A 22,095-nucleotide genomic window follows, 5' to 3' on the forward strand; every position below is an offset into this window, starting at 1 on the left:
GCGGTACTGCCGGTGGCGCCACGCGGGCGCCGGACCGTTACTGCGCTTGCTTCTGCTTGACCTTGGTGCCGTCGCGCAGGGTGTCCGGCGGATTGACCACCACCGACTCCCCGGCGCTCACGCCTTTGAGGATCTGGCGGTCCTTGCCCATCGCCTGGCCGGCCTCGACCGTGCGTTGCTGCACGCGGGTGTCATCACCCAGCACGAAGGTCACCGACGCGCCCTCGCGCTGGACCACGGCACCGCCCGGCACGCGCACGCCCTGCGGCCTGGTTGCCGTCTGCGGCTGCGCCTGTTCCAGGAAGCTGACCCGCACGCCCATCTCCGGCACGATGCGCGGGTCTTTCACTTTCAACGCCACCCGCACCTTCACCGTGGCCTTGCCGCGATCAGCGGTGGGAATGATGGCGATCACCTCGGCCGGGATCTTCCAGTCCGGGTAAGCGTTGAGCGTAGCTTCCACCGGCATCTTCGGCTGCACGCGGCCGATGAAGGCTTCGCCGACCTCGACTTCGATCTCCAGCGATTCCATGTCGACGATGGTGCCGATGCCGGTACGGGTGAAGCCGCCACCGGCCGACAGCGGCGAGACGATCTCACCGGGCTGCGCGGCCTTGGCGGTGACCACGCCGGAGAACGGCGCGCGCACGATGTTGTTGTCCACGCCGAGGTCGGCGATGGACAGCTGGTCGTTGGCAACCTTGACGTTGCGCCGTGCGGTTTCCAGCTGCGCACGCAGGCTGTCACGCTGGGCCACGGCCTGGTCGTACTGCGAACGCGAGACCAGCTGCTGTCCGACCAGCGCCTGCAGGCGGCTGGCCTCGGCGGCGGCCTGCTTCTGCTGGGCTTCCAGGCCGACCACCTGGCTGCGCGCGGACTGCAGCTGCGAGGCATACAGGCTGCGCTGCGCGTCGGCATCGATCGGGTCCAGGGTGGCCATGACCTGCCCCTGCTCCACCCGCATGCCCTCTTCAATCATCACCTCACGCACCTTGCCGGTGATCTTGGCCGACACCGTGGCCATACGCCGGGCGACCACGTAGCCGCTGGCATCGAGTACCGAGCTGCTGGCGCTGCCCTGCTGGATGGCCACGGCGGGTGCGGTGTCCACTTCCACGGTGGGCGCGCGGCCGAACAGTGCGAACGCACCGCTGGCCAGCAGCACGATGATCACGACCACGGCGATCCACAGCCAGCGGTGGCCACCACTGCCACCACTGCCGCCACTGGAGGCCGGCGGCGGCGACTTGCGGTCGATACGGAGTTCCTTCAACAGCTCGGCAGAAGCGTTCATTCGTTCCATCACAGGCGTTCGGGCGGGTGTGACCGGAAGGGCAGACTGCGGCGGTTCCGGCGGTGGAGCGTGCGGCACAGCATGAAGGCAGGTGCATCGGCGATGGCAGTGACAGCTGTCATCCGATGTCATTGACGGCAGCAACTGCGAAACGTGACCACGGCAGCACAGGATGGCAACGTCCCCGCTACCGGTACTGCCCATGGATCCGATCGCTCCGTCGCTGGCCCGCCTGCAGCAGGTGCAGGTGCGTTACCGCGACCATACCGCCCTGCACGGTATCGACCTGCAGGTCCGCGCTGGCCAGGTACTGGCCCTGCTGGGCCGCAACGGTGCCGGCAAGAGTACCGCGATCAGCGTGCTGTTGGGCCTGCGCCGCGCCGACGCCGGCCAGGTCGAGCTGCTGGGCGGCGATCCGCAGCAACGCGATCATCGGCTCGGCCTTGGCGTGATGCTGCAGAGCACCAGCCTGCCGCCGATGCTGCAGGTGGATGAACTGGTGGCGCAGGCCAGCGCCTGCTATCCGGATCCGCTGCCGTTGAAGGACGTACTGCAGCGTGTGGGCCTGCAGGACCTTGCCCGGCGCCGCTATGGCCAGCTGTCCGGCGGGCAGCAGCGCTGCGTGCAGTTCGCCATTGCCATCTGTGGCCGCCCGCGCGTGCTGTTCCTCGATGAGCCCACCACCGGTCTGGACATCCAGGCGCGGCAGGCGATGTGGCGGGCGATCCGGCAGCGGGTGGCCGAAGGCTGCGGTGTGCTGCTGACCACCCACTACCTGGAAGAGGCCGAGGCGCTGGCACAACGGGTGGTGGTGCTGGAGCAGGGCAGGGTCCTGGCGGATGCGCCGCTGTCCGAACTGCGCCTGGCCGACCGCCCGCGACGCATCCGCTGCCGCAGCACGCTGGCCGCCGATGAGGTGCAGCAGTGGCCCGGCGTACAGCAGGTACAACGTGACGGCGAACATCTGCAGCTGCTGGCCAGCCCGGCCGAGCCGGTGGTGGCGCGTCTGCTGGCCGCCGATGTGCAGCTGCGCGAACTGGAAGTACAGGGCGCGGCACTGGCCGACGCCTTCCTCGACCTGACCCGGGAGGCAGCATGAACACGTTGACCCGTACCACCGGCGCCCGCGCAGCGCCTTCCGCGAGGCTGCGTACCCTGCGTCCCTATCGTGCTGAACTGCTGGCCGAGCTGCGTCGCGCCTGGCGCTCGCCGTCGTTCGTGCTGCCCTCGCTGCTGTTCCCGGTGTTGTTTTACCTGTTGTTCGGCGTACTGCTGGGCCGCGGCCACGCACCGGTCTATCTGTTGGCCACTTATTGTGTGTTTGGCGCGATGGCGCCCTCGCTGTTTGGCTTTGGCGTGCAGTTGGCACTGGACCGCGAAGGCGGCCTGCTGACCCTCAAGCGCGCACTGCCGTTGCCTGCTGCAGCGCCGCTGCTGGCGCGGTTGGCAATGGCCATGCTGTTCGCGCTGCTGATCGCCGCGATGCTGATGGCGGTGGCGTGCCTCTTCGGCGGCGTGCAGCTGCAGGCGGTGCAGGTACTGCAGCTGCTGGCCGTGGCGGCGTTTGCGGCATTGCCGCTGGGGTCGATCGGCCTGCTGATCGGCAGCCACGTCGGCGCCAGCGCGGCACCGGCCATCGTCAACCTGGTCTACCTGCCGCTGGCCCTGCTGTCGGGGCTGTGGCTGCCGTTGTCGGCGTTGCCGACGGTGTTTTCGACGATGGCGCCGCTGTGGCCGACCTGGCACCTGGCGCAGCTGGCCCTGCCCATTCTTGGCCAGCCGGCACGTGGCGGTGCCGTTGGCCATCTGCTGGTGTTGCTGGGTGTGAGTGCGGTCGCACTGCTGCTGGCGCGTCGCCGCCTGCGCCGGGTCGGCTGAACTGGCATGATCGGCAGCGATCGTCCCCGCCTGGAATCTTCCGTGCCACCGAGCTGGCTTGCGTCCCTGCTGCGCCCCGCACCGGATTCGGCGGTGGCCGAACTGCTGCGACGTGGCAAGTCGCCCTGGAGTGGTGCGATCCACCTGCTGTGGTCGGTCTGGATCTTCCTTACCCCGGTGCTCGGGAATGGCTTCACGCTGCGCTGGTTGTTGCTGACGCTGGCCAGCTATCCGTTGTTCCTGCTGTTCTATGCCAGGGTGATGCTGGCGCCACGGCATCACGCCTGGCGCTACGCGCTGGGCATGATTGCGATGGCCCTGGTACTGCTGCCGTGGTATCCGTCGGGACTGAGCTACTTCGTGTTCGGCTGCGTAATGATCCGCATGAGCAGCCGCGGCGGTTGGTGGGTGTACCTGTTGCAGCTCACTGGCCTGAATCTCGTGTTCTGCAGCACTGCGCTGTACTTCGGTTATCCGTGGCAGGCCATGGTGTGGATGCCGGCGGTGTCGTTCATTGTCGGGCTGGTAGTGAACGTGGAGGCCTTGAGCCAGCAGCGCGACGTCGCCCTGCAGCTGTCCCAGGATGAGGTGCGGCGCTTGGCGACCACCGCCGAGCGCGAGCGCATCGGCCGTGATCTGCATGACCTGCTGGGGCATACGCTGTCATTGATCACGCTGAAGCTGGAACTGGCGCGCAAGCTGTACGACCGCGATGACGCGCGTGCCCGGCAGGAAATCGGCGAGGCCGAGGACATTGCCCGCGAGGCGCTGGCACAGGTACGCAGTGCGGTCACCGGCATCCGCGCCAGCGACCTGGCCGGCGAACTGGCCTCGGCACGCCTGCTGCTGGAATGCCAACAGGTACACCTGCAGTACATGCCGCCGCCGCCGATGCCGGTGGAGGTAGAGCGTGGGCTGGCACTGGTGCTGCGTGAGGCGGCGACCAACATCGTGCGCCACGCGCAGGCGACCCGGGTGCAGGTGGATTTCATGCTTGAGGACCGACAGTTGGCGATGCAGATACGGGATGACGGCCGTGGTGGCGTGCAGGCCGAAGGCAATGGATTGTGTGGCATGCGTGAGCGGGCAGCGGCGCTGGGTGGCCAGTTGACGCTGCAGTCGCCACGCGGGGAAGGCACGGTGCTGACCGTGCGCGTGCCCCTGGTGGCCGCGACTACGCCGCTGTCGCCGGCATCGCTGGCACAGGGAGGCGCGGCATGATCCGCATCCTGCTGGCCGAGGATCAGGCGATGGTGCGTGGCGCATTGTCGGCGTTGCTGGGCCTGGAGCCGGATATCGAGGTACTGGGCAGTGCTGCCGACGGCGAAGCCGCCTGGCGCATGCTGCAGCAGCTGCAGCCGGACATCCTGGTCACCGACATTGAAATGCCGGGGCTGAGCGGGCTGGAGCTGGCCCAGCGCATCGCCCGCCATGAACTCCCGATCAAGGTGGTGATCGTGACCACCTTCGCCCGCGCCGGTTTCCTGCGCCGCGCATTGGAGGCGGGCGTGCTGGGTTATCTGTTGAAGGATGCACCGGCCGAGAACCTGGCCGAGGCGCTGCGCAAGGTGAAGCAGGGCATCCGTGCGATCGACCCGCAACTGGCGCTGGATGCCTGGTCGCAGGCCGATCCGCTGACCGACCGCGAGCGCCGCGTGCTGCGCTTGGCGGGCGAAGGTCGCACCGCCAGCGAGATCGCCGAGCAGCTGGGGTTGTCGCACGGCACAGTGCGCAATTACCTGTCCGAATGTATCGGCAAGCTGGGCGTGGCCAACAGGATCGAGGCGTATCGGCTGGCGCGGCAGAAGGGGTGGTTGTAGCGGCGGCCTGCTTTTCCCGGTGATGTCATTTCCGCGACCGCGGGGGGGTGTCACTTTCTTTGCGCGCAAAGAAAGTAACCAAAGAAACGCTCCGCCGGCCGCGAGCCGGCGTGCTTCGCACGCCGGTGCCCTGCGCTCCTCGGTCCGTCGAGGGGCGCCGCGGGAACTCGCTGCGCTCAGACACCCGCGCCTCTTCGCCCTCGCCGGACCTGCGGTGCTCGGCTCGCTCAAGGCGGACTGGAAGGTCAAGATCAACAACAAAAGCATCCACGCATGGCGTGGATCTACTGGGTGCAGGTGTGGCGTTTGACGTTGGGTCCGCCTTTCAGCGAGCCGAGCATCGCAGGGGAATCAGGGGCGTAGAGGCGCCGATGTCTGAGCGCAGCGAGTTCGGCGCCGTCCCCTGATTCGCCGAGAAGCGCAGGGTACCGGTGCGTAGCACCGGCTCGCGACCTGGCGGCGTGTTTTCTTTGGTTACTTTCTTTGCACGAGCAAAGAAAGTGACACCTCCCCGCAGTCGCGGAAATGACCCGCCGGGAACAACCGGCGAACCCAGTCAATCCTTCCCGCGCGCCATCGCCTGGAACACGCCATCGCGGCGCACCCACAAGTGGAACAGTGCCGCACCCACGTGCATCAGCACCGTGGCGAACAACACATAGGCCAGCAGACTGTGCGCATTGCGCAGCGCGGCGTACAGCGCTGGAGTGTGCGGCACGATCGGCGGCAGGTGCAGGCCACCGCCCAGCACGATCGGGTAGCCACCGGCCGACAGCATCGCCCAGCCGATCAGTGGCATCGCCAGCATCAACGCGTACAGCATCCAGTGCGAGGCCTTCGCCGCCAGTACCTGCCATGCCGGAAGGTCCGACGGCAGCGCAGGTGGGCGATGGCGCAGTCGGTTGTACAGCCGCAGCACCACCAGCAGCAGGATGGCGATGCCCAGCGGCCGGTGCAGGTCGATCAGCATCGGCCGCAGGTGCAGCGAGGCCACCATGGTCACGCCGACGAACAGCATCGCGATGATCATCAGCGCCATGGACCAGTGCAGCACGCGGGCGAGCAGGTTGAAGTGGCCATTGCCGGTACTCATCGCGAGGCCTCCTTCGGTTGTTCGACATTGCCGACGGCCCGTTCGCGCTCGCGGCGGTTGAACGACTGCGAATACACCGCCGAGCGCGCAGCCAGGATCGGGTCATCACTGCCGCGCACGCCGCTGGGCACGATCAGCGGATCGAAGTTGAGCTGGCCGCAGGCGCCTTCTTCCTGCGACTGCATGCGGTCGAGGCTGAGCACACCGGCCACCACTTGTTCGCGCGATTCCGGCCACGGCACTGAGGGATCATCGATGGCATCGCCGGGCGTAGCCAAGCTGACCACCAGATTCCAGCGCACCGGGCCGGTGGCGAGGCGTTGCTGCAGTTCCTGGCTGAGGAAATCGATATTGGCCTGCTTGCGTGCGTCCGCATCCATCTCCACCACCGGTGCCTGCGGCTGCCAGCGCCAGCGCACCGCGCGCTTCTGTCCCTGCGCGTTGGTGAACCAGAAACTGTTGACGCTGTTGAAGGTGGTGTCGGCCCAGCTGCTGGTCCACGGTGCGCTCTTGGCCCACTGCTGGAACGCCTGCGCGCTGGGGTACTTGGCCAGCACGGCAGCCATCTTCTGCGGGTCGGGCTTGCCGGTGGCGGGGTCCGGAATCTGCGCTCGGGTCTGCTCGTAGAAGGCTTCGGCGGTGGGCACGGCAAAGAACGGGAAGCTGTTCATCGCCATCCGCCATTCCTGGCCATCATCGCTGACCATCTGCACCGCGATGCTGCGCACGCGTGCGGTGTTGTCGGCACCGTAGGGGTCACCGCCGCCGATCGACAGTCGGCCCATCACCGGCACGCGCGGCTGTGAGAACACCCGTGCACTGGACAGTGTGGGCGCCTGCGCGCTGGGTTCGAACCAACCGCTCACGCACACACCCTTGCTGTGCGCGCGGCGGAAGCCGGGATGCGCAGGGCCGGTGGCCTCGATGGTGTCGGTGAAGCGCTGTGCGGTCAGCCGGTCGCGGCCGATCCAGCCGGCCAGCCAGGCGAAAGCGAGGGCGACGATGCCCAGGATCAGCGCGATCAGCGCGATCCAGGGCAGCGGTGAATGTTTGCGCGGTGACTGCGGCCCTTGGCCGGCGCGGGTGTAGCGGAAGAGCGACATGGTCGGAGTCCTGCCTTCACGGACGTGTGGGTGGGCGACCACCACATCCTCGCAGAACCCGGCCGAGGCCGAAATTCAATTTTTCGTCAGATTTGCCGGGTGATGCAGTGCCGACCAAGGTCGGCACCCACGGGATTGCGGATCAGCACCCGCACCGGCATCGGTAGCGCCGGGCCATGCCCGGCGGCTGCATCAGGCGTAACGCGCTTTCAGCATCGCCCAGGCCGAGCGCAGGGCGAGGGCTTCGCCACCGGCCGGGCGGCCCGGGCGCTCGCCATCGTTCCAGGCATACACGTCCAGATGTGCCCAACGCTGGCCATCTTCCAGGAAGCGTTCCAGGTACAGCGCAGCGGTCACCGAGCCGGCCATGCGCGAACCGGCGTTGGCCAGATCGGCGATGCCGCTGCTGAGGTAACGCAGGTACGGGCGCCACAGCGGCATGCGCCACACCGGGTCGCGGGTGGCGTCGCCAGCCTGCAGCCACTGCTGGGCAACCGTGTCATCGTTGCTGAACAGCGCCGGCAGATCCGGGCCCAGCGCGATGCGCGCCGCGCCGGTCAGGGTGGCGAAATCCAGCACCAGGTCCGGCTTCTGCTCACCGGCGAAGGTCAGCGCGTCGCACAGGATCACCCGGCCTTCGGCGTCGGTGTTGTCGATCTCCACGCTCAGGCCCTTGCGGGTGGCGATCACTTCGCCCGGACGGAAAGCATCCGGGCCGATCGCATTTTCCACCGCGGGAACCAGCAGGGTCAGGCGCACCGGCAACTGCTGGGCCATCACCAGCCCGGCCAGTGCCAGCGCGTGGGCGGCACCGCCCATGTCCTTCTTCATGTTGCGCATGCCGTCGGCCGGCTTGATGTCCAGGCCGCCGGTATCGAAGCACACGCCCTTGCCGACCAGCGCCAGCGCCGGGTCGGACTCCTTGCCCCAGCGCAGCACGATCAGGCGCGGCGCGCGGTGCGAGGCACGGCCCACCGCATGGATGGCCGGGAAGTTCTGCGCCAGCAGTTCGTCGCCGGTGATGGCTTCAACCTGCGCGCCGTGCGCTTCAGCCAGGGCACGCGCGGCGTCTTCCAGCTGCTGCGGGCCCATGTCTTCGGTCGGCGTGTTGACCCAGTCACGCACGCGCAGGCTCGCGGCGATCAGGTCGGCCACCTCGCCGGTCGGTGCGGCAACCAGCTGGGCTGGCGTGCGGTTGCGCTTGCGGTAGCGGTCGAAACGGTAGCTGCCCAAGCCCCAGCCCAGCTGCAGCAGCGCTTGTTCGGCGGCAGGCAGTTCGCTGGCCAGCTGCCACACGCTGCCTTCCGGCAGAGCATGCGGTGCATGGGCGTAGCTGTAGGCATCGCCGCGATCGCCGACGCCGATCACCGCGCCCGCCAGGCCATCGGCGCCGGGCAGCAGCGCAAACGAATGCGCGCCGGCAGTGAAGCCCTGCGACTTCAACCACGCCTGGGTCGCGGCGGACTGGCTGTTCTTCCACGCCTCGAACTGGCTGCGGTCCAGCACGTGCAACGGCAGCGCGGCGGTGGTGTCGGCGGTGAAACCAGTGATCTCGCTCATGCGTCAGGTACTCCGGGATTCGTCAGCGTCGGCGGCGTCGAGGTTGGCATCGAGCCAATCGGCCAGACCGGTGAGGGTGTCGAACTGCAGGTCAGGCTGCAGCTGCGGATGGTTCCAGGTGGCCGCTTCGCGGTTGATCCAGCAGCCGCGCAGGCCGGCAGCCATCGCGCCGGCCACGTCCATCTCGACGTGGTCGCCCACGTGCAGCACCTGTGCCGGGGCGACGCCCAGGCGGTCGCAGGCAGCGTGGAAAATGCTCGCTTCCGGCTTCGCCGCGCCATGCTCGCGCGCGCCCAGCTGGAAGCTGAAGTGATGGGCCAGGCCGATCCGTTCCAGGTCGGCGTTGCCGTTGCTCAACGCGGCCACCGGCACCCGCGCGGCGATCCGCGCCAGAGCGTCCAGCGCATCCGGGTAGCACTCCACCTGGTTGCGCGCGGCGTAGAACACTTCATACGCCGGTTCCAGAAGGTCCAGGCTGGCGCCACTGTTTTCCAGCGCCTCCTGGATCGTCAGCCGGCGCAGCGCGCTCAGGTCGAAATGCAGGTGGGGGTTGTCGCGGAACGAGCGCTCGCGCAGTTCGCGCATGGCCGCCACCGGATACATCGCGGCGGTGGCGGGGCTGTGTTCACGCATCCAGTCGAACAGGACCTGGTCGATGCGGGCGCCGATCGGAGCGAACGGCCACAGCGTATCGTCGAGGTCGAGGGTGATGGCTAGGACAGGAAATTTCACCCCGCCATTCTACCCCTGCCCGCGCGGGCTTTCATGCGCCGCGGCGGGCTTGGGTCACTGCAGGGTGCGTCAGCGCAGGTCGTAGGAGCAGCCAATGGTGGTCTGGCCGTCGAACCGCTGCACATCCAGGTTGTGCCGGCCCACTTCCCGCGAATAGGTACCTGCCACCGGATTGGACAGCTTCGCCAGTGCCGCGATCTGTTCGACGCTGGCAGTGCTGAAGTACGCGGTGAAACTGTCGACGCCATCCTCGCCGCTGTCGCCGTCGTACACCTGCAGGCGGGTCACGGGCTGGCCCAGCACCATCAGTGGCGTGGTCAACCGGAACTCGCCGCTGGACTCGCCGTTTTCCGCCCGCAGCGGGGGCGGCGCCAGCAGCTGCGCCATGGCTTCGAACTGCTTGGGGGTGAGGTGGCGCTTGCAGGTGACTGCTTCGACCAGCTGGGTACGCGCCTGGTCGGCAGCCGGTGGCGTCGCGGCGAAAGCAGGGGTGGCAAGGCAGGCGAGGGCGAGGCAGCGTGTGGCGAACGAGGTCATCCGAACGGATCCATCCGAAAAAAGGGGGAGTATTCTGCCAGTTCTTCCCTTGTTTCCGGTCCTGGCCCGCTCACTCCAGCAGGCGCGCCCAGCCCTGCATGCCCTCCAGTCGTGCCAGCACCAGCTTGATGCAGACCAGCAGTGGCACCGCCAGCAGCAGGCCGATCATGCCCCAGGCCCAGCCGAACACCATCAGCGCCAGGATCAGCACCAGCGGTGACAGTTTCATCTGCCGGCCAAGCACGATCGGGGTCACCAGCTGCCCTTCCAGGGTATGCAGGGTCAGGTAGGCGGCCGCAGGCAGCAGCGCCTGCAGCGGGTCGCGGAACTCGACGAAGCCCATCAGCAGCATCAACGCCACGCCAAGCAACGGGCCGACATACGGGGCGAAATTCAGCAGCGCCGCGACGGTGCCCCACAGCAGGGCCTCCTGCAGGCCGATGCCGAGCAGCATCAGCACGCCGGCCAACAGCAGGCCTACCACGGTGTTGATCACGCTGATGGTCAATACGTAGCGCGATACCTCATGCTCGATCGAGCGCAGGATGTCGCTGGTGAAACGCTGCTGCTGCCGGTTCGGGAACAGGGCGATCGCTGCGCGCTGCAGGCTCTGGCCGTAGATCATGAAGAACAGCGTCAGCAGCACGACGGCCAGCACCGAGGCCGCCAGCCGCGGCGCGCGGGTGAGCATGCGGTACGGATCATCAAGCTGGGTGCGGATCACCTGCACCTTGCGGTTGCCGTCGCCACCGGCCACGCGCGCGAAATTCTCCGCCGCCTGGTTGGCCTGCTGCACCGGCTTGGTCAGGTCCTGCACCTGGCGCGCCACCTTGCGCAGCTGCTGCGGTGCTTCCTGTGCCCAGTCCATTGCCGGGCCGATCAGCTGCACCGCCAATGCACCGGTCACGCCCAGTCCGGCGCCCAGCACCAGCAGGGCGCCGAGCGCGCGCGGAATCCACAGCTTCTGCAGCAGCCGCAGGATCGGGTTGCCGACCAGGGCGAAGAACATCGCCAGCAGTACGGGCAGGATGATGTCCTGTGCCGCCCACAGGGTGAACGCCACGGCCAGGGTCGCCAGGATCACCAGCGACATCGGGCCACGTGGGCGCGAGGTGGGAGGCAGCGGTGCGGGGGCGTCCGGCGCAGGCGACGACGGGGACAACAGGGACTCGCTCATCGACGCACCGACCGGGAAGAGAAACCCATTATCGGCCCGCCGCGATCAACGCGGCGGGTATGGATGGTCAACGTTCGGACAATTCGGTGGCCGCTTCGGCCGGACGCGGCCCACGCAGCTCCGAGCCGGGCTCGGGCGCCGGCTGCGCTGCTGATCGTGCCGCCGGACGTGCAGCTGCGGGTGGTGGCTGCTCGGCGGCTTCATCGGCCTGCTCGGCGGCATCGTCTGCGGTTTCCGCCGCCTGCGCCGCCACCACGGTGGCAAACGCGGCCTGCGCGCTGGCGAACAGGCTGGACACCGAGCCCACCATCTGCAGCCAACGTGCGCCGTTGACCTTGCCCGGGACCTCCAGCTTGCCGGCGATGAAACCGCCGGCCAGACCGACCACCACGATGCGCAGTGGCGACCAGCCCTGTCGCCAGACCTGGCTGAGCACGCCCCAGTTGCCCTGGGTTTCGCCGATGCGCACGGCCATCACCTGTTCGCAGCGCTTCACCCGCCGCTGCAGTGCACCGAACTTCATGGCTTGCCCTCCGGAATCTGCACGCCGGCATCGGGATCGTCATCGGTGGGCTCATCGAACAGGCCCAACCGCGACAACTGGCGCCGGGTGGCGTGCATGCCGGTGTGGTGGAAGAAGTACGAAACCCGCCAGATCGCGTAGCCGGTGACGGCCAGACTCAGCAACGAGGTGATCAGCAGGGCCTGCAGCCAACTCAGCCCGAAGCTCTGCAGCAGGGCGATCAGGGTGGCGGCCATCAGCAGCCACGCCGAGGCGCCGAACACGATGGCGACGCCGGCCCAGGCCAACGCACGCCCGAACGCGCTGCGTGCAAGCGCAAAGTCCGCCGACGCCAACCGGCGCAGCGAACGCAGCGAGTGCTTGGCCGAATCGACAGTCGCCCGGCCGGCAGCGCCGACCTGGCGGATGCTCTCGTCCAACGGCGGCGTGGCCGCCGGATCGGGACGTTGCGTGGTGTCTTCGCTCACGCCGCAGCTTACTTGTCGCTGCCGCGGGCCAGCTTGGCGATGATCCAGCCGGTAGCGAAAGCCACGCCGAACGAGGCCAGCGGACGTTCGCGGATCAGTTCAGCGGCGCTGTCGATCAGGTCCTTGCCCTTGTCCATCAGTGCGTCGACCTGCTCCTTGGCGGCGGCACCACCGAACTCGGCGGCAGCCAGGCCCGACAGCGCGCTGTCGGACAGTTCAGCCTTGACGTTAGCCTTGCCGATGCGCAGTTCGTCGGTCGCGGCGCCGGTAGCGCCCTTGATCGCACCGCCGGCAGCGCTGGCGGCCTGCTTCAGGTGGGAACCGGCTTCACCCAGGTGGTCCTTCAGGTTCTCGGTATTGGTGGGGCTCATCGAATCACTCCTGTTGCGATGGGGGAACGGGCGATCGGCTCAGCCGATCTGGACATGCAGAGATAGCATCACGCGGGTATAGGGGGCGTTACGGCCAGGCGATCACCGCATCACCAACTGGCCCTGCTGCTGGCCATTGTTGCGCAGGACACGCAGCACCAGGGTCGGCGGGCGCTGCTGGAAATTGGCGCGCCAGCTGGCCAGGTCGGCGAATTCGCCAACCGTGGCATCGGTGATGATGTCGCCCTGCTGCAGGCCATTGGTCGCGGCGCGGCTGCCGCGCTTGACCTCGCTGACCAGCACGCCGCCCACGCCGGACTGGCGCAGCGATTCAGGCAGGTCGACGAAGCTGGCACCGGTCAGGCGCGGGTCCAGGCTCTCGCCGCTGACCACGCGCGCCTGTTCCTTCAGCGTTGCCTTGATCTGCAGCGGCTTGCCTTCGCGGCGAACGTCCAGGGTCAGCACGCTGCCCACCGCCGCCAGGCCTTCCACGTTGTGCAGTGCTTCGGCACTGTCCACACGCTGGCTGTTGGCCGAGACCACCACGTCGCCCGGCTTCAGCCCTGCGGCGGCACCGGCCGAACCGGCCAGCACGCGGGTCACCAGTGCGCCGCGGGTTTCGCCCAGGCCCAGGCCCTGCGCGATCTGCGCGCTCAGGTTCTGGCTTTCGATGCCCAGCGTGCCGCGCACCACCACGCCATGCTTGACCAGCTGGTCGACCACGCTGCGGGCCAGGTTCGACGGAATCGCCAGGCCCAGGCCGATGTTGCCGGCCATGCTGCCCTGCGGGTTGAAGCTGGCGGTGTTGATGCCCACCAGCTGACCCTGCAGGTTGACCAGCGCGCCACCGGAATTGCCCGGGTTGATCGACGCGTCGGTCTGGATGAAGTTCTGGTAGCCCAGCCCGCGGATGCCGCTGCGGCCCACCGCCGAGACGATGCCCGAGGTCACCGTCTGGCTGAAACCGAACGGATTGCCGATGGCGACCACGAAGTCGCCCACCCGCAGCTGGTCGCTGTTGCCCAGCTTGATGTCGGTCAGGTTCTGCGCCGGAATGCGGATCAGCGCGATGTCGGTGTCGCGGTCCGAACCGAGGAATTCGGCCTTGACCGTGCGCCCATCAGCCAGTGTCACCTGCACGTCATCGGCGTTGTCGATGACGTGGTGGTTGGTCAGCACCAGGCCTTCGGTGGCATCGATGATGACACCCGAACCGAGCGATTCGTTGATCCGCTCCTGCGGGATGTCCGGGAACAGACGGCGGAAGAACGGGTCGTTGAAGAACGGGTTGCGCACCCGTACCACCTGCTTGGTGTTGACGCTGACCACCGCGGGCATCGCCTTTTCCAGCATCGGTGCAAGCGATGGCACCGCCTGCCCGGCAACCGCTGCCGGCAGTGCTGCGGTGGTGGGAAGCACCGCTGGCAGCGGTGCGGCATCGGCACGGTTGTCCAGATGCGCGTTGAGGCCAGTGGCAACGAAGCCGCCGAAGGCAGCAGCGATTGCGAGCGTAAGCAGGGTGGGAAGCGGTCGCATGGGAGTCGGTTCGCAGGCTGGGATGGGGGCCGTTGACGCATACGGTAGAACAAGCTGAATGAGTGTGTCGCGATCTGGATAAATGCCCCATGAAAATCCGACCCGCGCCGAGGGCGGTGGAAAGGTGCCGCGCGCGCTGTGCCGCTGTTCGCGACAGCTGCGAGTGAGCGCCGCAAGGCAAGCCGACAGCGCCGTGATACACCGCGACACTTGCGCAGTTCCGCGCTTCTTGACCTTGCGATGACGCTCATCGCGGCATGGATGCGCTGTGGCTGCCAGTCCGTGCATTGGCCTGCGGGCAGCAGGCGGGTTGCGCAGCACACTGCTTAAAAAAAGGGATTTCCTGATTGCGGGTCGCGTCGACAGCCGCTACCGCATACACCAGTTGCGTCGCAGCAGATGCGATTGACTAGCCGTGCCCGTTCCACGATAGCCATTGTCGGTATAGCATCGCCCCGTTTTGACAATCCAGGCCCCTAGGAGGGCAACATGAGCAACGGTAATGGTGTGTCGGTCGTGACCGACGCCGTCGAGAACGTGAAAGAAACCGCCACCAACGTCGGCGAGACCATCGCCCACGCCGCCGAAGACGCAGTGAAGTCGGTCAAGAAGACCGTCAAGCGCGCCCGCAAGGCTGCCACCACCCGCGTCGCCAAGGCCAAGAAGGTTGTGGCCAAGGTCGAGAAGACCGTTGCCAAGAAGGCCGAGAAGGCCGTCAAGTCGGTCGGCAAGACCGTTGCCAACGCCAAGAAGAAGCTGGAAGCGGCCAAGAAGAACGCCAAGGCCGAAGCTGCTGCCCTGAAGAAGGAAGTGGCCAAGAAGAAGGCGGCTGCCGGCAAGACCGTGACCAAGAAGGCTGCTGCTGCCAAGAAGACCACCAAGGCTGCCGGCAAGAAGGTCGCCACCGTGAAGAAGGCCGCCACCAAGAAGGTTGCGACCGCCAAGAAGGCTGTGGCCAAGAAGACCGCTGCTGCCAAGAAGGTTGTCGGCAAGAAGGTCGCTACCGCCAAGAAGGCTGTAGCCAAGAAGACCGTGGCTGCCAAGAAGGTTGTCGGCAAGAAGGTCGCTACCGCCAAGAAGGCTGTGGCCAAGAAGACCGTGGCTGCCAAGAAGGTCGCCGGCAAGAAGACCGTCGCTGCGAAGAAGGTTGTCGGCAAGAAGACCGTCGCTGCGAAGAAGGTCGTCGGCAAGAAGACCGCCGCTGCCAAGAAGGTTGTCGGCAAGAGGACCGCTGCTGCCAAGAAGGTTGTCGGCAAGAAGACCGCCGTCGCCAAGAAGGTTGTCGGCAAGAAGGCTGCCGCTACCCGTAAGACCGTCGCCAAGAAGGCTGCACCGCTGAAGAAGGCCGTGGCCAAGAAGGCTCCGGCCAAGAAGGCCGTGCGCAAGGCTGCCAAGCGCAAGTAATCGCGCGTGGTTCGAAGGCCCTTCCGCTCATCGGGCGGGAGGGCCTTCTGCGTTTTCGGGGGCGCTCATCCGCGCCTGACGTGGATCTGCGGCAGCAGGCTGGGGCAAGATGAAGGTCTTCCGCAGGAGTCCTGGCCATGCGCGGTATCGATTTCAGTTCCTGGCAGGGCGTGCTGTCCACCCTGGCCGGGTTGGTCCTGATCACCCTGCTCGGCGTGGGTATCCGCCTGCTGGTGATGCAGACCCTGCAGCAGCGCCGCGAACGCGAGAACCGCCAGATCAACGAGCGGCTGCGTACCTTGATGGCGGCCTACAAGACGCTCGGTGGTTCCTTCACCGGCGAGCTGGGGGTCGACCCGGCCCATCTGCGCGACCTGCGCCAGCGCGCCCACGAAGAAGGCATCGCCGAGCCGGGCTCGGATCGGGCCAGGCGCATCCGCGATGCGGTCGAAGCGGCCTTGTCGGACATCCTGCTGCTGGGCACCGACGAGCAGGTACGACTGGCTGCCCGCGCTGCCAGTGAACTGGCGCAGGGGCGCCCGGTGCACACACACGAACTGGTGATCTCGCTGCGCGACTTTGTCCGCGAGGCGCTGGACCTTGCGCCGGTGCCGGCCGACCTGGAGATCCCGCGGCAGGGGCCTACCCGCCCTGCGGGCAGCGGTGGCGGAAGTGGCAAGGGCCGCAACGAGGGTGAAGGCAAGGGCGGTCGCACCGGTGGCGGTGGTGGTGGCGGTGGCATGGGCGCCGGAATGGGCGGGCTGGGTGTGGGCGCGGGTGCTGCGCTGGGTGCCGGCCATGCAGCCGGTGAGGATGAAGCGGGCGCCCGCTGAGGACGCCCGCCCGGGTCAGCGCTTGAGCTCGAAGATCGGCTCGAACCCGCCATAGATCATCCGCGCACCGTCGAACGGCATGGGATTCTTCGTCGGGTCCAAGCGCGGGTCTTCCATCATTTTCTGCATGCCTGCATCGCGGGTGGCCTTGTCCGGCCACTCGATCCAGGAAAACACCACCGTTTCCTCCGTCGTGGCTTTCACTGCGCCGAAGAAGTCGGTGGTCTTGCCATGCGGCACGTCATCGCCCCAGCCTTCGACCACCCGCAGTGCTCCATATTCCAGGAACACCACATCGGCGCTGCGGGCGTGGGCGAGGAATTTCTCCTTGTTGGCGGTGGGCACCGCCAGTACGAAACCATCGATGTAGCTCATCGCTTGCCTCCGGAATGGACCGTGCCAGGTGCACGGCCTTCAAATACCCGACGCTGCAGGGTGCGGGAAATCGACATCGTGTGTCGCGCCGTTGAATCGAAGCGCGTGCGCGTACCGCGCGCGTATGCCTGAGCCTTGCTGAATCAATGCAAAAAATTCAGCAATGCGAAGACCGCTGTTTTCAGGGAGCGTTGTGGCGAATAACGGAGAATTTACATTCCCGATGCGATGGCGCCCTGGCGCTGCTGCACACCATAAGAAAGTAAAGGTGTACCCCCATGAAGAATTCGCTGATTGCTCTGGCTCTGGCCGCTGCCCTGCCGTTCACCGCTTCGGCTGCCGAGAACCTGTCCTACAACTACGCCGAGGCTGATTACGCCAAGACCGACGTTGACGGCATCAAGGCTGATGGCTGGGGCGTGAAGGGTTCCTACGGCTTCCTGCCGAACTTCCACGCGTTCGGCGAATACAGCCGTCAGGAAGTCGACCACACCAACATCAAGGTTGACCAGTGGAAGGTCGGTGCCGGCTACAACGTCGAAATCGCTCCGTCGACCGACTTCGTTGCCCGCGTTGCCTACCAGAAGTTCGACCAGAAGCACGGCCTGGATTTCAACGGCTACAGCGCTGAAGCCGGTATCCGCACCGCGTTCGGTGCCCACGCTGAGGTCTACGGCCTGGTCGGTTACGAAGACTATTCGAAGAAGCACGGCGTCGACATCGACAGCCAGTGGTACGGCCGTCTGGGTGGTCAGGTCAAGCTGAACCAGAACTGGGGCCTGAACGGCGAGCTGAAGATGAACCGCCACGGCGACAAGGAATACACCGTCGGCCCGCGCTTCAGCTGGTAATCGCACCGCGGCGCAGTTCTGCGCTGCTTGTGCCTCGACAGGCCCGGCTCACGCCGGGCCTGTTTCGTTGTGGGGAACCGGAACGCCATCTGACTGCCGGTCCGGGACGATGTTGCGTTGCAATAAATTGGATTCCGCTGCCTGCGATCCCGACCTACGGTGGGCTTTCCGTACATCCGGATCTGCCGCAATGCCGCTTGTCGTTCCCGCTCTGCTCCCTGACCAGCCTTGCCGCCTGGCACTGCTGGCCCCGCATCCGGTACTGCGATTGGGCGTGGAAGTGATACTGCGCCAGCACGGCGGCGTGCAGGTCTGCGGCAGTGTTGCCGACGAACGCGCGCTGCTGGACCTGCTGCAGCGCAACCCGGGCGGCATCGACCTGCTGTTGATCGACGCATTGCTGCCAGGCGATGCCGGTGATGGGCTGGCCCTGCTGCGCAGGCTGTCCCAGCGCTGGCCGCTGTTGCCGGTGCTGGTGCTGTCCGCGCACTGCAACGCCAGCACGGTGACCACGGCAATGCAGGCCGGTGCACGCGGATTCCTGTCCAAGGCAACGTCGGCAGAGATGTTGTTGCGCGCGGTGGATGTCGTGGCAAGTGGCAGGCGCTTCGTGCCGCCGGAATTGCGCACGCAACTGAACCGGCCGCGCCTGCGGCGCACGCCGGCACCCGTGCTGACGCCGTTGAGCCGGCGCGAGCGCGAAGTGCTCAGGTTGGTCCTGCAGGGCTGCAGCACCGGAGAAGTAGCATTGCGATTCGGCCGTTCGGCCAGTACCGTCAGCACGCAGAAGCGCACGGCCTACCGGAAGCTCGGCATCAACAGCGATGGCGAGCTGTTCCGCATCCGCCACCTGCTTGAATGCGGCTGAGCGGTCTACTCGCCCTGGTACTGCTTTTCTTCCACCAGCGCCGAACCGGCGACGCGGTTGATCTCGTTCTTGACCTGCACGCGCTCACCGTTGGTGCCGTACACGCCGCGCGCCAACTGGATGAACGCCTCGTCGAACGCCTGCGCCGCTTCCTTGTCGCGTAGCTGGTCCTGGATGTCCCACATGCGTTCGTTGATCGCCTTCAGCTGCGTCTTCAGCGCGGCCAGCGCCGGCTGTGCTTCAAGCTGCTGCTGCAGCAGCGGCAGCAGGCCGCCGAGCTCGGTGCGCACGTTGGCCAGCTTGGTCGCATCGTCGATGCGCTCGGCCTTGATCTCGAGAATGGTGATCTTGTCGATCAGCTCGCCGATCGATACCGGGGTCAGGATGGCGTCCACGCGGTTGGTTCCTGGAAATAGGCCTGCATGATACCGCGCTCACCGCGCCGCGGATTTACGCTGATTTTGCGCTGGCGCGGCGGCATCGCCATCGAACCGTTACGGCCATGCCATCGACACTGCCGTCCCGGCGGACAGACCGCCTTCGACGAAGAAGTGAGTGCAGTGAAGAGCAAGGGGATGATCGTGGCCACCGCGGCCGCACTGGCGGGCCTGCTGTGCGCCGGCAGCGTGCAGGCACAGGTGCAGGTAAGCGGCACGGCTGCATTGACCAGCGACTATGTCTGGCGCGGAAGTTCGCAGAGTGACGGCGATCCGACCGCGCAGGTGGGGGTCAAGGTGACGGTGGGTTCGGGCTGGTATGCCAGCGCCTGGGGCTCCAATGTCTCGTTCACGCCGGACAGCGGTGCACGCAGCGAGTTCGACCTCGTCGCCGGCTGGTCCGGCACGCTGTCGCCGGACTGGAGCCTGGATGCGAACCTCACCCGCTATGTGTATCCGGGTACTGGCCGCGCACTGGACTGGACCGAACTCAATGTCACCACTACCTGGAAGCAACGCGCCTGGCTGCAGGTTGCCCACTCCGACGATGCGTTGGCCGGCGGTCGTCGCGGCACTTACGCGCAGTTGGGGGTGCGGCTGCCGCTGAACGAGCGCGTGCGCTTGGAAGCAGCGGTGGGGCAGTACTGGCTGGCCACCGCGCAGGGACCGGACTACCTGCATGGCCAGCTCAGTGCCATTGCCACGCTGACGCCGACCTGGGAACTGCGCGCCACCGCGCATGACACCGACAGCGCCGCCAAGCGGTTGTTCCCGGGCAATGCCGGCGGACGCTGGGAGCTGGCGTTGCAGGGCAGCTTCTAGTCGGTCGACGCCACCCAGCGTGTGCGCCAGGCAGTGGGCAGCCACGCCAGCAGGGCCAGTACCGCCACCGCGGTACCGGCCACGCACACATCAGTCCAGCCAGAGCGCTTGTAGACCTGTGCCGAAGCAGCGCGTGTCTTCGTCGAAGCCGTGCTCAGCCGCGCAGGCGCAGGCTCAGGCCCTTGAGGAAGTTGCGCAGCATCTGGTCCAGACAGCGCCGATAGTTCTTGTGGCCAGGTTGGCGGAACAGCGCACCGAGTTCGGATTTGGAGACGTTGAAGCCGATGCTGGTGAAGATCTCCATCATGTCGACGTCGCGCAGCTGGAAGGCCACGCGCAGCTTCTTCAGCACGAGATTGTTGTCGATGCGGGTTTCCACCGGGCGCGGTGCCTGGCCCTCATCCTGACCGCGCAGGTGCAGGATCAGGCCATCGAGGAAGTGCGCCAGCGCACTGTCGCTCATTGCCTGGAAGCCCGGCTCGTCTTCACGCAGCAACCAGGCCTTGGCCTGTTCGACATCCACCACGAACGCCGGATCGGCCATCTGGCACAGGGAGACCACGTGGTGGTCGCCGAGGTCCAGGGAATAGCGCACGCTGCGCAGTACATCATTATTGATCATGGCCCATTGTAGCGGCCCGGCGGCTGTAACCGGACTGTCACCGGATTGCAGCATCGTGAGCGCTGTTCTGCAGGGATTCCCTTCGATGCGCCGGTACCTCCTTTCCGCCCTGCTGGTCGCCAGCAGCTTCGCCGCCACCGCCCAGGACCGCTACGTACCCGTGGAGCAGCGTCTCAGCGCGGCCCAGCTGGCCGAAGTGGGCCTGGACGCGATCCAGCTGCAGACCTTGAATCGCGTGCTGCGCGAGGCCGAGGCATCTGCGCCCGTCCCCACGCGGACGACGGTTGCCGCCAGCACCAGCGCACCGTTGCCGGCCAACGCTCCCGCCCCGGCGGCAATGCACCTGGGCCTGGAAGAGGGCCCGGTCAGTGCCCGCGTGGTCGGCGACGTTGCGGGCTGGGAGCCGGGCACGGTGTTCACCCTCGACAACGGCCAGCAGTGGCAGGTGATGAAGGGCCAGATGAAGCTGCGCAAGACCCTGCAGGCGCCGCAGATCGAGGTGATTCCGGGTATCGCCGGGCGCTGGTTCCTGCAGGTCGACGAAGACCTGCCGAAGGCACGCGTGTTCCGCCTGCGCTGACCGCGCGCACCGCAGCGGGCCGATCAGGCAACGCAGCCGTGGACCGACGGTGCCAGAATGGCGGTCTGGTTTCCAACGGAGTTGTCTGATGACCCGAACCGTCCTGATTACCGGTGCCACCTCCGGCTTCGGCGCCGCCGCCGTGCATCGCTTCGCCCAGGCGGGCTGGAAAGTGATCGCCACTGGCCGTCGCAGCGAACGCCTGCAGCCGCTGGTCGAGCGTTACGGCAAGGAGGTGGTGCACGCGGCCGTGTTCGATGTGCGTGATCCGATCGCAATGGAAGCGGCACTGTTGGCTCTGCCGCCGGCCTTCGGTGACATCGACCTGCTGGTCAACAATGCCGGTCTCGCCCAGGGCACCGCGCCGGCGCAGAGCGCCAGCCTGAAGGACTGGACGACGATGATCGACACCAACATCACCGCGCTGGTCACCCTGACCCATCGCCTGTTGCCGCAGCTGGTGGAGCGCAAGGGCGCCATCATCAACATTTCCTCGGTGGCCGGTGTCTATCCGTATCCCGGCGGCAACGCTTATGGCGGCACCAAGGCCTTCGTCAGCCAGTTCTCGCTGGGCCTGCGTTCGGACCTGCACGGTACCGGCGTACGCGTCACCACCATCGAGCCGGGCATGGCCGAAACCGAATTCACCGTGGTCCGCACCCATGGCGACCAGGTCGCGTCGGACAAGCTGTACACCGGCGCCAACCCGATGACCGCCGAGGACATCGCCGAGCAGATCTTCTGGGTGGCGAGCCTGCCGCCGCACCTGAACATCAATCGCCTGGAACTGATGCCGGTCAGCCAGTCGTTCGCCGGCTTCCAGGTTGCCCGCGAGGGCTGATCGGCTCTACAGGCGAAAAAAAAGCCGGGCAATGCCCGGCTTTTTTCATTCATGCCCGCAGACTTACTGCGCCTTGATCGCCATCGCCTGCAGCCCGGTGCCATCCAGCTTCTGCTTGGCTTCGGAAAGCTCACCGGCGCTGCCATAGGGCCCCATGCGCACGCGGTACACGGTCTTGCCGTTGATCTGCGCCGACTCCACGCGTGCGGCCAGGCCCATCATCGCCAGCTTGGCCTTGGTCGCTTCGGCATCGCCAGAAGCGCCGAACGCACCTGCCTGCAGGATGTAGCGGGCGTTGTCGGCCGGTGCCGGGGCTGCCGCAGCGCTGGCAGCGGCCGGGGCGGCTTCACTGCCGTCCCTTATACACCTCT

General features: G+C 66.8%; 26 protein-coding genes. 11 read left to right on the top strand and 15 right to left on the bottom strand.

The genetic code is table 11. From position 1 onward, the window contains the following. Positions 1 to 37: 37 nt before the first annotated feature. Positions 38 to 1,294: an efflux RND transporter periplasmic adaptor subunit gene (locus tag ACQ5SA_RS17175; protein WP_499315172.1), complete on the bottom strand. Its 1,257-nt coding sequence runs from the start codon at positions 1,292 to 1,294 to the stop codon at positions 38 to 40. A gap of 202 nt (positions 1,295 to 1,496) precedes the next feature. Between ACQ5SA_RS17175 and ACQ5SA_RS17180 the strand changes: the two genes are divergently transcribed. From ACQ5SA_RS17180 to ACQ5SA_RS17195, 4 genes are read left to right on the top strand one after another with little or no spacing between them, the layout of a single operon-like run. Further along, positions 1,497 to 2,393 (top strand): ABC transporter ATP-binding protein, encoded by an 897-nt coding sequence (locus ACQ5SA_RS17180; RefSeq protein WP_499315174.1) that lies wholly within the window; start codon positions 1,497 to 1,499, stop codon positions 2,391 to 2,393. Beyond that, complete coding sequence (locus ACQ5SA_RS17185) at positions 2,390 to 3,172, top strand: ABC transporter permease (protein ID WP_499315176.1); 783 nt, start codon at positions 2,390 to 2,392, stop codon at positions 3,170 to 3,172. The genes ACQ5SA_RS17180 and ACQ5SA_RS17185 overlap by 4 nt, the downstream gene beginning before the upstream one ends. A gap of 6 nt (positions 3,173 to 3,178) precedes the next feature. After that, complete coding sequence (locus ACQ5SA_RS17190; RefSeq protein WP_499315178.1) at positions 3,179 to 4,393, top strand: sensor histidine kinase; 1,215 nt, start codon at positions 3,179 to 3,181, stop codon at positions 4,391 to 4,393. Further along, positions 4,390 to 4,992, top strand: a complete 603-nt coding sequence (locus ACQ5SA_RS17195; protein WP_025878350.1) for a response regulator transcription factor — start codon at positions 4,390 to 4,392, stop codon at positions 4,990 to 4,992. The genes ACQ5SA_RS17190 and ACQ5SA_RS17195 overlap by 4 nt, the downstream gene beginning before the upstream one ends. A gap of 556 nt (positions 4,993 to 5,548) precedes the next feature. Here ACQ5SA_RS17195 and ACQ5SA_RS17200 read toward each other — a convergent pair. The 10 genes from ACQ5SA_RS17200 to ACQ5SA_RS17245 form a co-directional block, all read right to left on the bottom strand. After that, a complete protein-coding gene (locus ACQ5SA_RS17200; protein WP_499315179.1) occupies positions 5,549 to 6,085 on the bottom strand; it encodes a cytochrome b in 537 nt (178 codons plus the stop codon). Then, positions 6,082 to 7,188: a catalase family peroxidase gene (locus tag ACQ5SA_RS17205; RefSeq protein WP_499315181.1), complete on the bottom strand. Its 1,107-nt coding sequence runs from the start codon at positions 7,186 to 7,188 to the stop codon at positions 6,082 to 6,084. The genes ACQ5SA_RS17200 and ACQ5SA_RS17205 overlap by 4 nt, the downstream gene beginning before the upstream one ends. A gap of 192 nt (positions 7,189 to 7,380) precedes the next feature. Further along, positions 7,381 to 8,748 (bottom strand): leucyl aminopeptidase family protein, encoded by a 1,368-nt coding sequence (locus ACQ5SA_RS17210; protein WP_353101534.1) that lies wholly within the window; start codon positions 8,746 to 8,748, stop codon positions 7,381 to 7,383. Between the two features lie 3 nt (positions 8,749 to 8,751). Further along, a complete protein-coding gene (locus ACQ5SA_RS17215) occupies positions 8,752 to 9,480 on the bottom strand; it encodes an HAD family hydrolase (RefSeq protein WP_089241387.1) in 729 nt (242 codons plus the stop codon). Positions 9,481 to 9,549: 69 nt separating this feature from the next. Further along, the gene (locus ACQ5SA_RS17220) at positions 9,550 to 10,017 is read right to left on the bottom strand and encodes a hypothetical protein (protein ID WP_442244029.1); all 468 of its coding nucleotides are present in this window, start codon (positions 10,015 to 10,017) and stop codon (positions 9,550 to 9,552) included. A 70-nt stretch (positions 10,018 to 10,087) separates the two neighbouring features. After that, a complete protein-coding gene (locus ACQ5SA_RS17225; protein WP_353101532.1) occupies positions 10,088 to 11,194 on the bottom strand; it encodes an AI-2E family transporter in 1,107 nt (368 codons plus the stop codon). Positions 11,195 to 11,261: 67 nt separating this feature from the next. Then, a complete protein-coding gene (locus ACQ5SA_RS17230) occupies positions 11,262 to 11,717 on the bottom strand; it encodes a protein sip-5 (RefSeq protein ID WP_499315184.1) in 456 nt (151 codons plus the stop codon). Next, the gene (locus tag ACQ5SA_RS17235; RefSeq protein ID WP_089241379.1) at positions 11,714 to 12,184 is read right to left on the bottom strand and encodes a phage holin family protein; all 471 of its coding nucleotides are present in this window, start codon (positions 12,182 to 12,184) and stop codon (positions 11,714 to 11,716) included. Before ACQ5SA_RS17235 ends, ACQ5SA_RS17230 begins: the two co-directional genes overlap by 4 nt. 8 nt (positions 12,185 to 12,192) lie before the next feature. Continuing rightward, complete coding sequence (locus ACQ5SA_RS17240; protein WP_025878359.1) at positions 12,193 to 12,555, bottom strand: hypothetical protein; 363 nt, start codon at positions 12,553 to 12,555, stop codon at positions 12,193 to 12,195. Positions 12,556 to 12,657: 102 nt separating this feature from the next. After that, entirely contained in the window at positions 12,658 to 14,091 is a 1,434-nt protein-coding gene (locus ACQ5SA_RS17245) for a Do family serine endopeptidase (protein ID WP_353101530.1), read from the bottom strand. Positions 14,092 to 14,580: 489 nt separating this feature from the next. Between ACQ5SA_RS17245 and ACQ5SA_RS17250 the strand changes: the two genes are divergently transcribed. Together ACQ5SA_RS17250 and ACQ5SA_RS17255 are read left to right on the top strand one after the other, a co-directional pair. Next, entirely contained in the window at positions 14,581 to 15,495 is a 915-nt protein-coding gene (locus tag ACQ5SA_RS17250; protein WP_499315186.1) for a histone, read from the top strand. Between the two features lie 137 nt (positions 15,496 to 15,632). Beyond that, the gene (locus ACQ5SA_RS17255; RefSeq protein ID WP_499315187.1) at positions 15,633 to 16,328 is read left to right on the top strand and encodes a hypothetical protein; all 696 of its coding nucleotides are present in this window, start codon (positions 15,633 to 15,635) and stop codon (positions 16,326 to 16,328) included. 15 nt (positions 16,329 to 16,343) lie between these two features. Here the strand turns inward: ACQ5SA_RS17255 and ACQ5SA_RS17260 are convergent, their stop codons facing one another. After that, positions 16,344 to 16,703: a DUF1428 domain-containing protein gene (locus tag ACQ5SA_RS17260; RefSeq protein WP_089241371.1), complete on the bottom strand. Its 360-nt coding sequence runs from the start codon at positions 16,701 to 16,703 to the stop codon at positions 16,344 to 16,346. Positions 16,704 to 16,981: 278 nt separating this feature from the next. Between ACQ5SA_RS17260 and ACQ5SA_RS17265 the strand changes: the two genes are divergently transcribed. Together ACQ5SA_RS17265 and ACQ5SA_RS17270 are read left to right on the top strand one after the other, a co-directional pair. Beyond that, a complete protein-coding gene (locus ACQ5SA_RS17265) occupies positions 16,982 to 17,554 on the top strand; it encodes an OmpO family porin (RefSeq protein WP_025878364.1) in 573 nt (190 codons plus the stop codon). A gap of 190 nt (positions 17,555 to 17,744) precedes the next feature. Then, complete coding sequence (locus ACQ5SA_RS17270) at positions 17,745 to 18,422, top strand: response regulator (protein WP_499315190.1); 678 nt, start codon at positions 17,745 to 17,747, stop codon at positions 18,420 to 18,422. A 5-nt stretch (positions 18,423 to 18,427) separates the two neighbouring features. On the opposite strand, the gene ACQ5SA_RS17275 is transcribed toward ACQ5SA_RS17270, so the two are convergent. Next, positions 18,428 to 18,817, bottom strand: coding sequence for a DUF6165 family protein (locus ACQ5SA_RS17275; RefSeq protein ID WP_499315192.1), 390 nt, complete (start codon positions 18,815 to 18,817; stop codon positions 18,428 to 18,430). Between the two features lie 165 nt (positions 18,818 to 18,982). On the opposite strand from ACQ5SA_RS17275, the gene ACQ5SA_RS17280 reads away from it, so the two are divergent. Further along, complete coding sequence (locus ACQ5SA_RS17280; protein WP_499315193.1) at positions 18,983 to 19,681, top strand: TorF family putative porin; 699 nt, start codon at positions 18,983 to 18,985, stop codon at positions 19,679 to 19,681. 154 nt (positions 19,682 to 19,835) lie between these two features. Here ACQ5SA_RS17280 and ACQ5SA_RS17285 read toward each other — a convergent pair whose 3' ends face one another. Next, positions 19,836 to 20,303 (bottom strand): YehS family protein, encoded by a 468-nt coding sequence (locus tag ACQ5SA_RS17285; RefSeq protein ID WP_499315195.1) that lies wholly within the window; start codon positions 20,301 to 20,303, stop codon positions 19,836 to 19,838. 85 nt (positions 20,304 to 20,388) lie between these two features. On the opposite strand from ACQ5SA_RS17285, the gene ACQ5SA_RS17290 reads away from it, so the two are divergent. Both ACQ5SA_RS17290 and ACQ5SA_RS17295 read left to right on the top strand, forming a co-directional pair. Then, positions 20,389 to 20,883 carry a hypothetical protein gene (locus ACQ5SA_RS17290; protein WP_499315197.1) on the top strand — a complete coding sequence of 165 codons (495 nt, stop codon included), beginning with the start codon at positions 20,389 to 20,391 and terminating at the stop codon, positions 20,881 to 20,883. A gap of 88 nt (positions 20,884 to 20,971) precedes the next feature. Continuing rightward, the gene (locus tag ACQ5SA_RS17295) at positions 20,972 to 21,724 is read left to right on the top strand and encodes an SDR family NAD(P)-dependent oxidoreductase (RefSeq protein ID WP_089241353.1); all 753 of its coding nucleotides are present in this window, start codon (positions 20,972 to 20,974) and stop codon (positions 21,722 to 21,724) included. Between the two features lie 63 nt (positions 21,725 to 21,787). Here ACQ5SA_RS17295 and ACQ5SA_RS17300 read toward each other — a convergent pair. Next, positions 21,788 to 22,095 (bottom strand): SPOR domain-containing protein (locus ACQ5SA_RS17300; RefSeq protein WP_499315198.1); only part of this gene is annotated, 308 nt, incomplete at its 5' end.

It is taken from the genome of Stenotrophomonas indicatrix (genome assembly GCF_050573115.1).
GTDB classification, from domain to species: Bacteria; Pseudomonadota; Gammaproteobacteria; order Xanthomonadales; family Xanthomonadaceae; genus Stenotrophomonas; species Stenotrophomonas lactitubi_A.

Excerpts from the sequence above, each read along its gene's own strand:
- ACQ5SA_RS17175 (WP_499315172.1), bottom strand. The coding sequence starts at position 1,294 with ATGAACGCTTCTGCCGAGCTGTTGAAGGAACTCCGTATCGACCGCAAG.
- ACQ5SA_RS17180 (WP_499315174.1), top strand. The coding sequence starts at position 1,497 with ATGGATCCGATCGCTCCGTCGCTGGCCCGCCTGCAGCAGGTGCAGGTG.
- ACQ5SA_RS17185 (WP_499315176.1), top strand. The coding sequence starts at position 2,390 with ATGAACACGTTGACCCGTACCACCGGCGCCCGCGCAGCGCCTTCCGCG.
- ACQ5SA_RS17190 (WP_499315178.1), top strand. The coding sequence starts at position 3,179 with ATGATCGGCAGCGATCGTCCCCGCCTGGAATCTTCCGTGCCACCGAGC.
- ACQ5SA_RS17195 (WP_025878350.1), top strand. The coding sequence starts at position 4,390 with ATGATCCGCATCCTGCTGGCCGAGGATCAGGCGATGGTGCGTGGCGCA.
- ACQ5SA_RS17200 (WP_499315179.1), bottom strand. The coding sequence starts at position 6,085 with ATGAGTACCGGCAATGGCCACTTCAACCTGCTCGCCCGCGTGCTGCAC.
- ACQ5SA_RS17205 (WP_499315181.1), bottom strand. The coding sequence starts at position 7,188 with ATGTCGCTCTTCCGCTACACCCGCGCCGGCCAAGGGCCGCAGTCACCG.
- ACQ5SA_RS17210 (WP_353101534.1), bottom strand. The coding sequence starts at position 8,748 with ATGAGCGAGATCACTGGTTTCACCGCCGACACCACCGCCGCGCTGCCG.
- ACQ5SA_RS17220 (WP_442244029.1), bottom strand. The coding sequence starts at position 10,017 with ATGACCTCGTTCGCCACACGCTGCCTCGCCCTCGCCTGCCTTGCCACC.
- ACQ5SA_RS17225 (WP_353101532.1), bottom strand. The coding sequence starts at position 11,194 with ATGAGCGAGTCCCTGTTGTCCCCGTCGTCGCCTGCGCCGGACGCCCCC.
- ACQ5SA_RS17230 (WP_499315184.1), bottom strand. The coding sequence starts at position 11,717 with ATGAAGTTCGGTGCACTGCAGCGGCGGGTGAAGCGCTGCGAACAGGTG.
- ACQ5SA_RS17240 (WP_025878359.1), bottom strand. The coding sequence starts at position 12,555 with ATGAGCCCCACCAATACCGAGAACCTGAAGGACCACCTGGGTGAAGCC.
- ACQ5SA_RS17245 (WP_353101530.1), bottom strand. The coding sequence starts at position 14,091 with ATGCGACCGCTTCCCACCCTGCTTACGCTCGCAATCGCTGCTGCCTTC.
- ACQ5SA_RS17250 (WP_499315186.1), top strand. The coding sequence starts at position 14,581 with ATGAGCAACGGTAATGGTGTGTCGGTCGTGACCGACGCCGTCGAGAAC.
- ACQ5SA_RS17255 (WP_499315187.1), top strand. The coding sequence starts at position 15,633 with ATGCGCGGTATCGATTTCAGTTCCTGGCAGGGCGTGCTGTCCACCCTG.
- ACQ5SA_RS17260 (WP_089241371.1), bottom strand. The coding sequence starts at position 16,703 with ATGAGCTACATCGATGGTTTCGTACTGGCGGTGCCCACCGCCAACAAG.
- ACQ5SA_RS17265 (WP_025878364.1), top strand. The coding sequence starts at position 16,982 with ATGAAGAATTCGCTGATTGCTCTGGCTCTGGCCGCTGCCCTGCCGTTC.
- ACQ5SA_RS17270 (WP_499315190.1), top strand. The coding sequence starts at position 17,745 with ATGCCGCTTGTCGTTCCCGCTCTGCTCCCTGACCAGCCTTGCCGCCTG.
- ACQ5SA_RS17285 (WP_499315195.1), bottom strand. The coding sequence starts at position 20,303 with ATGATCAATAATGATGTACTGCGCAGCGTGCGCTATTCCCTGGACCTC.
- ACQ5SA_RS17290 (WP_499315197.1), top strand. The coding sequence starts at position 20,389 with ATGCGCCGGTACCTCCTTTCCGCCCTGCTGGTCGCCAGCAGCTTCGCC.
- ACQ5SA_RS17295 (WP_089241353.1), top strand. The coding sequence starts at position 20,972 with ATGACCCGAACCGTCCTGATTACCGGTGCCACCTCCGGCTTCGGCGCC.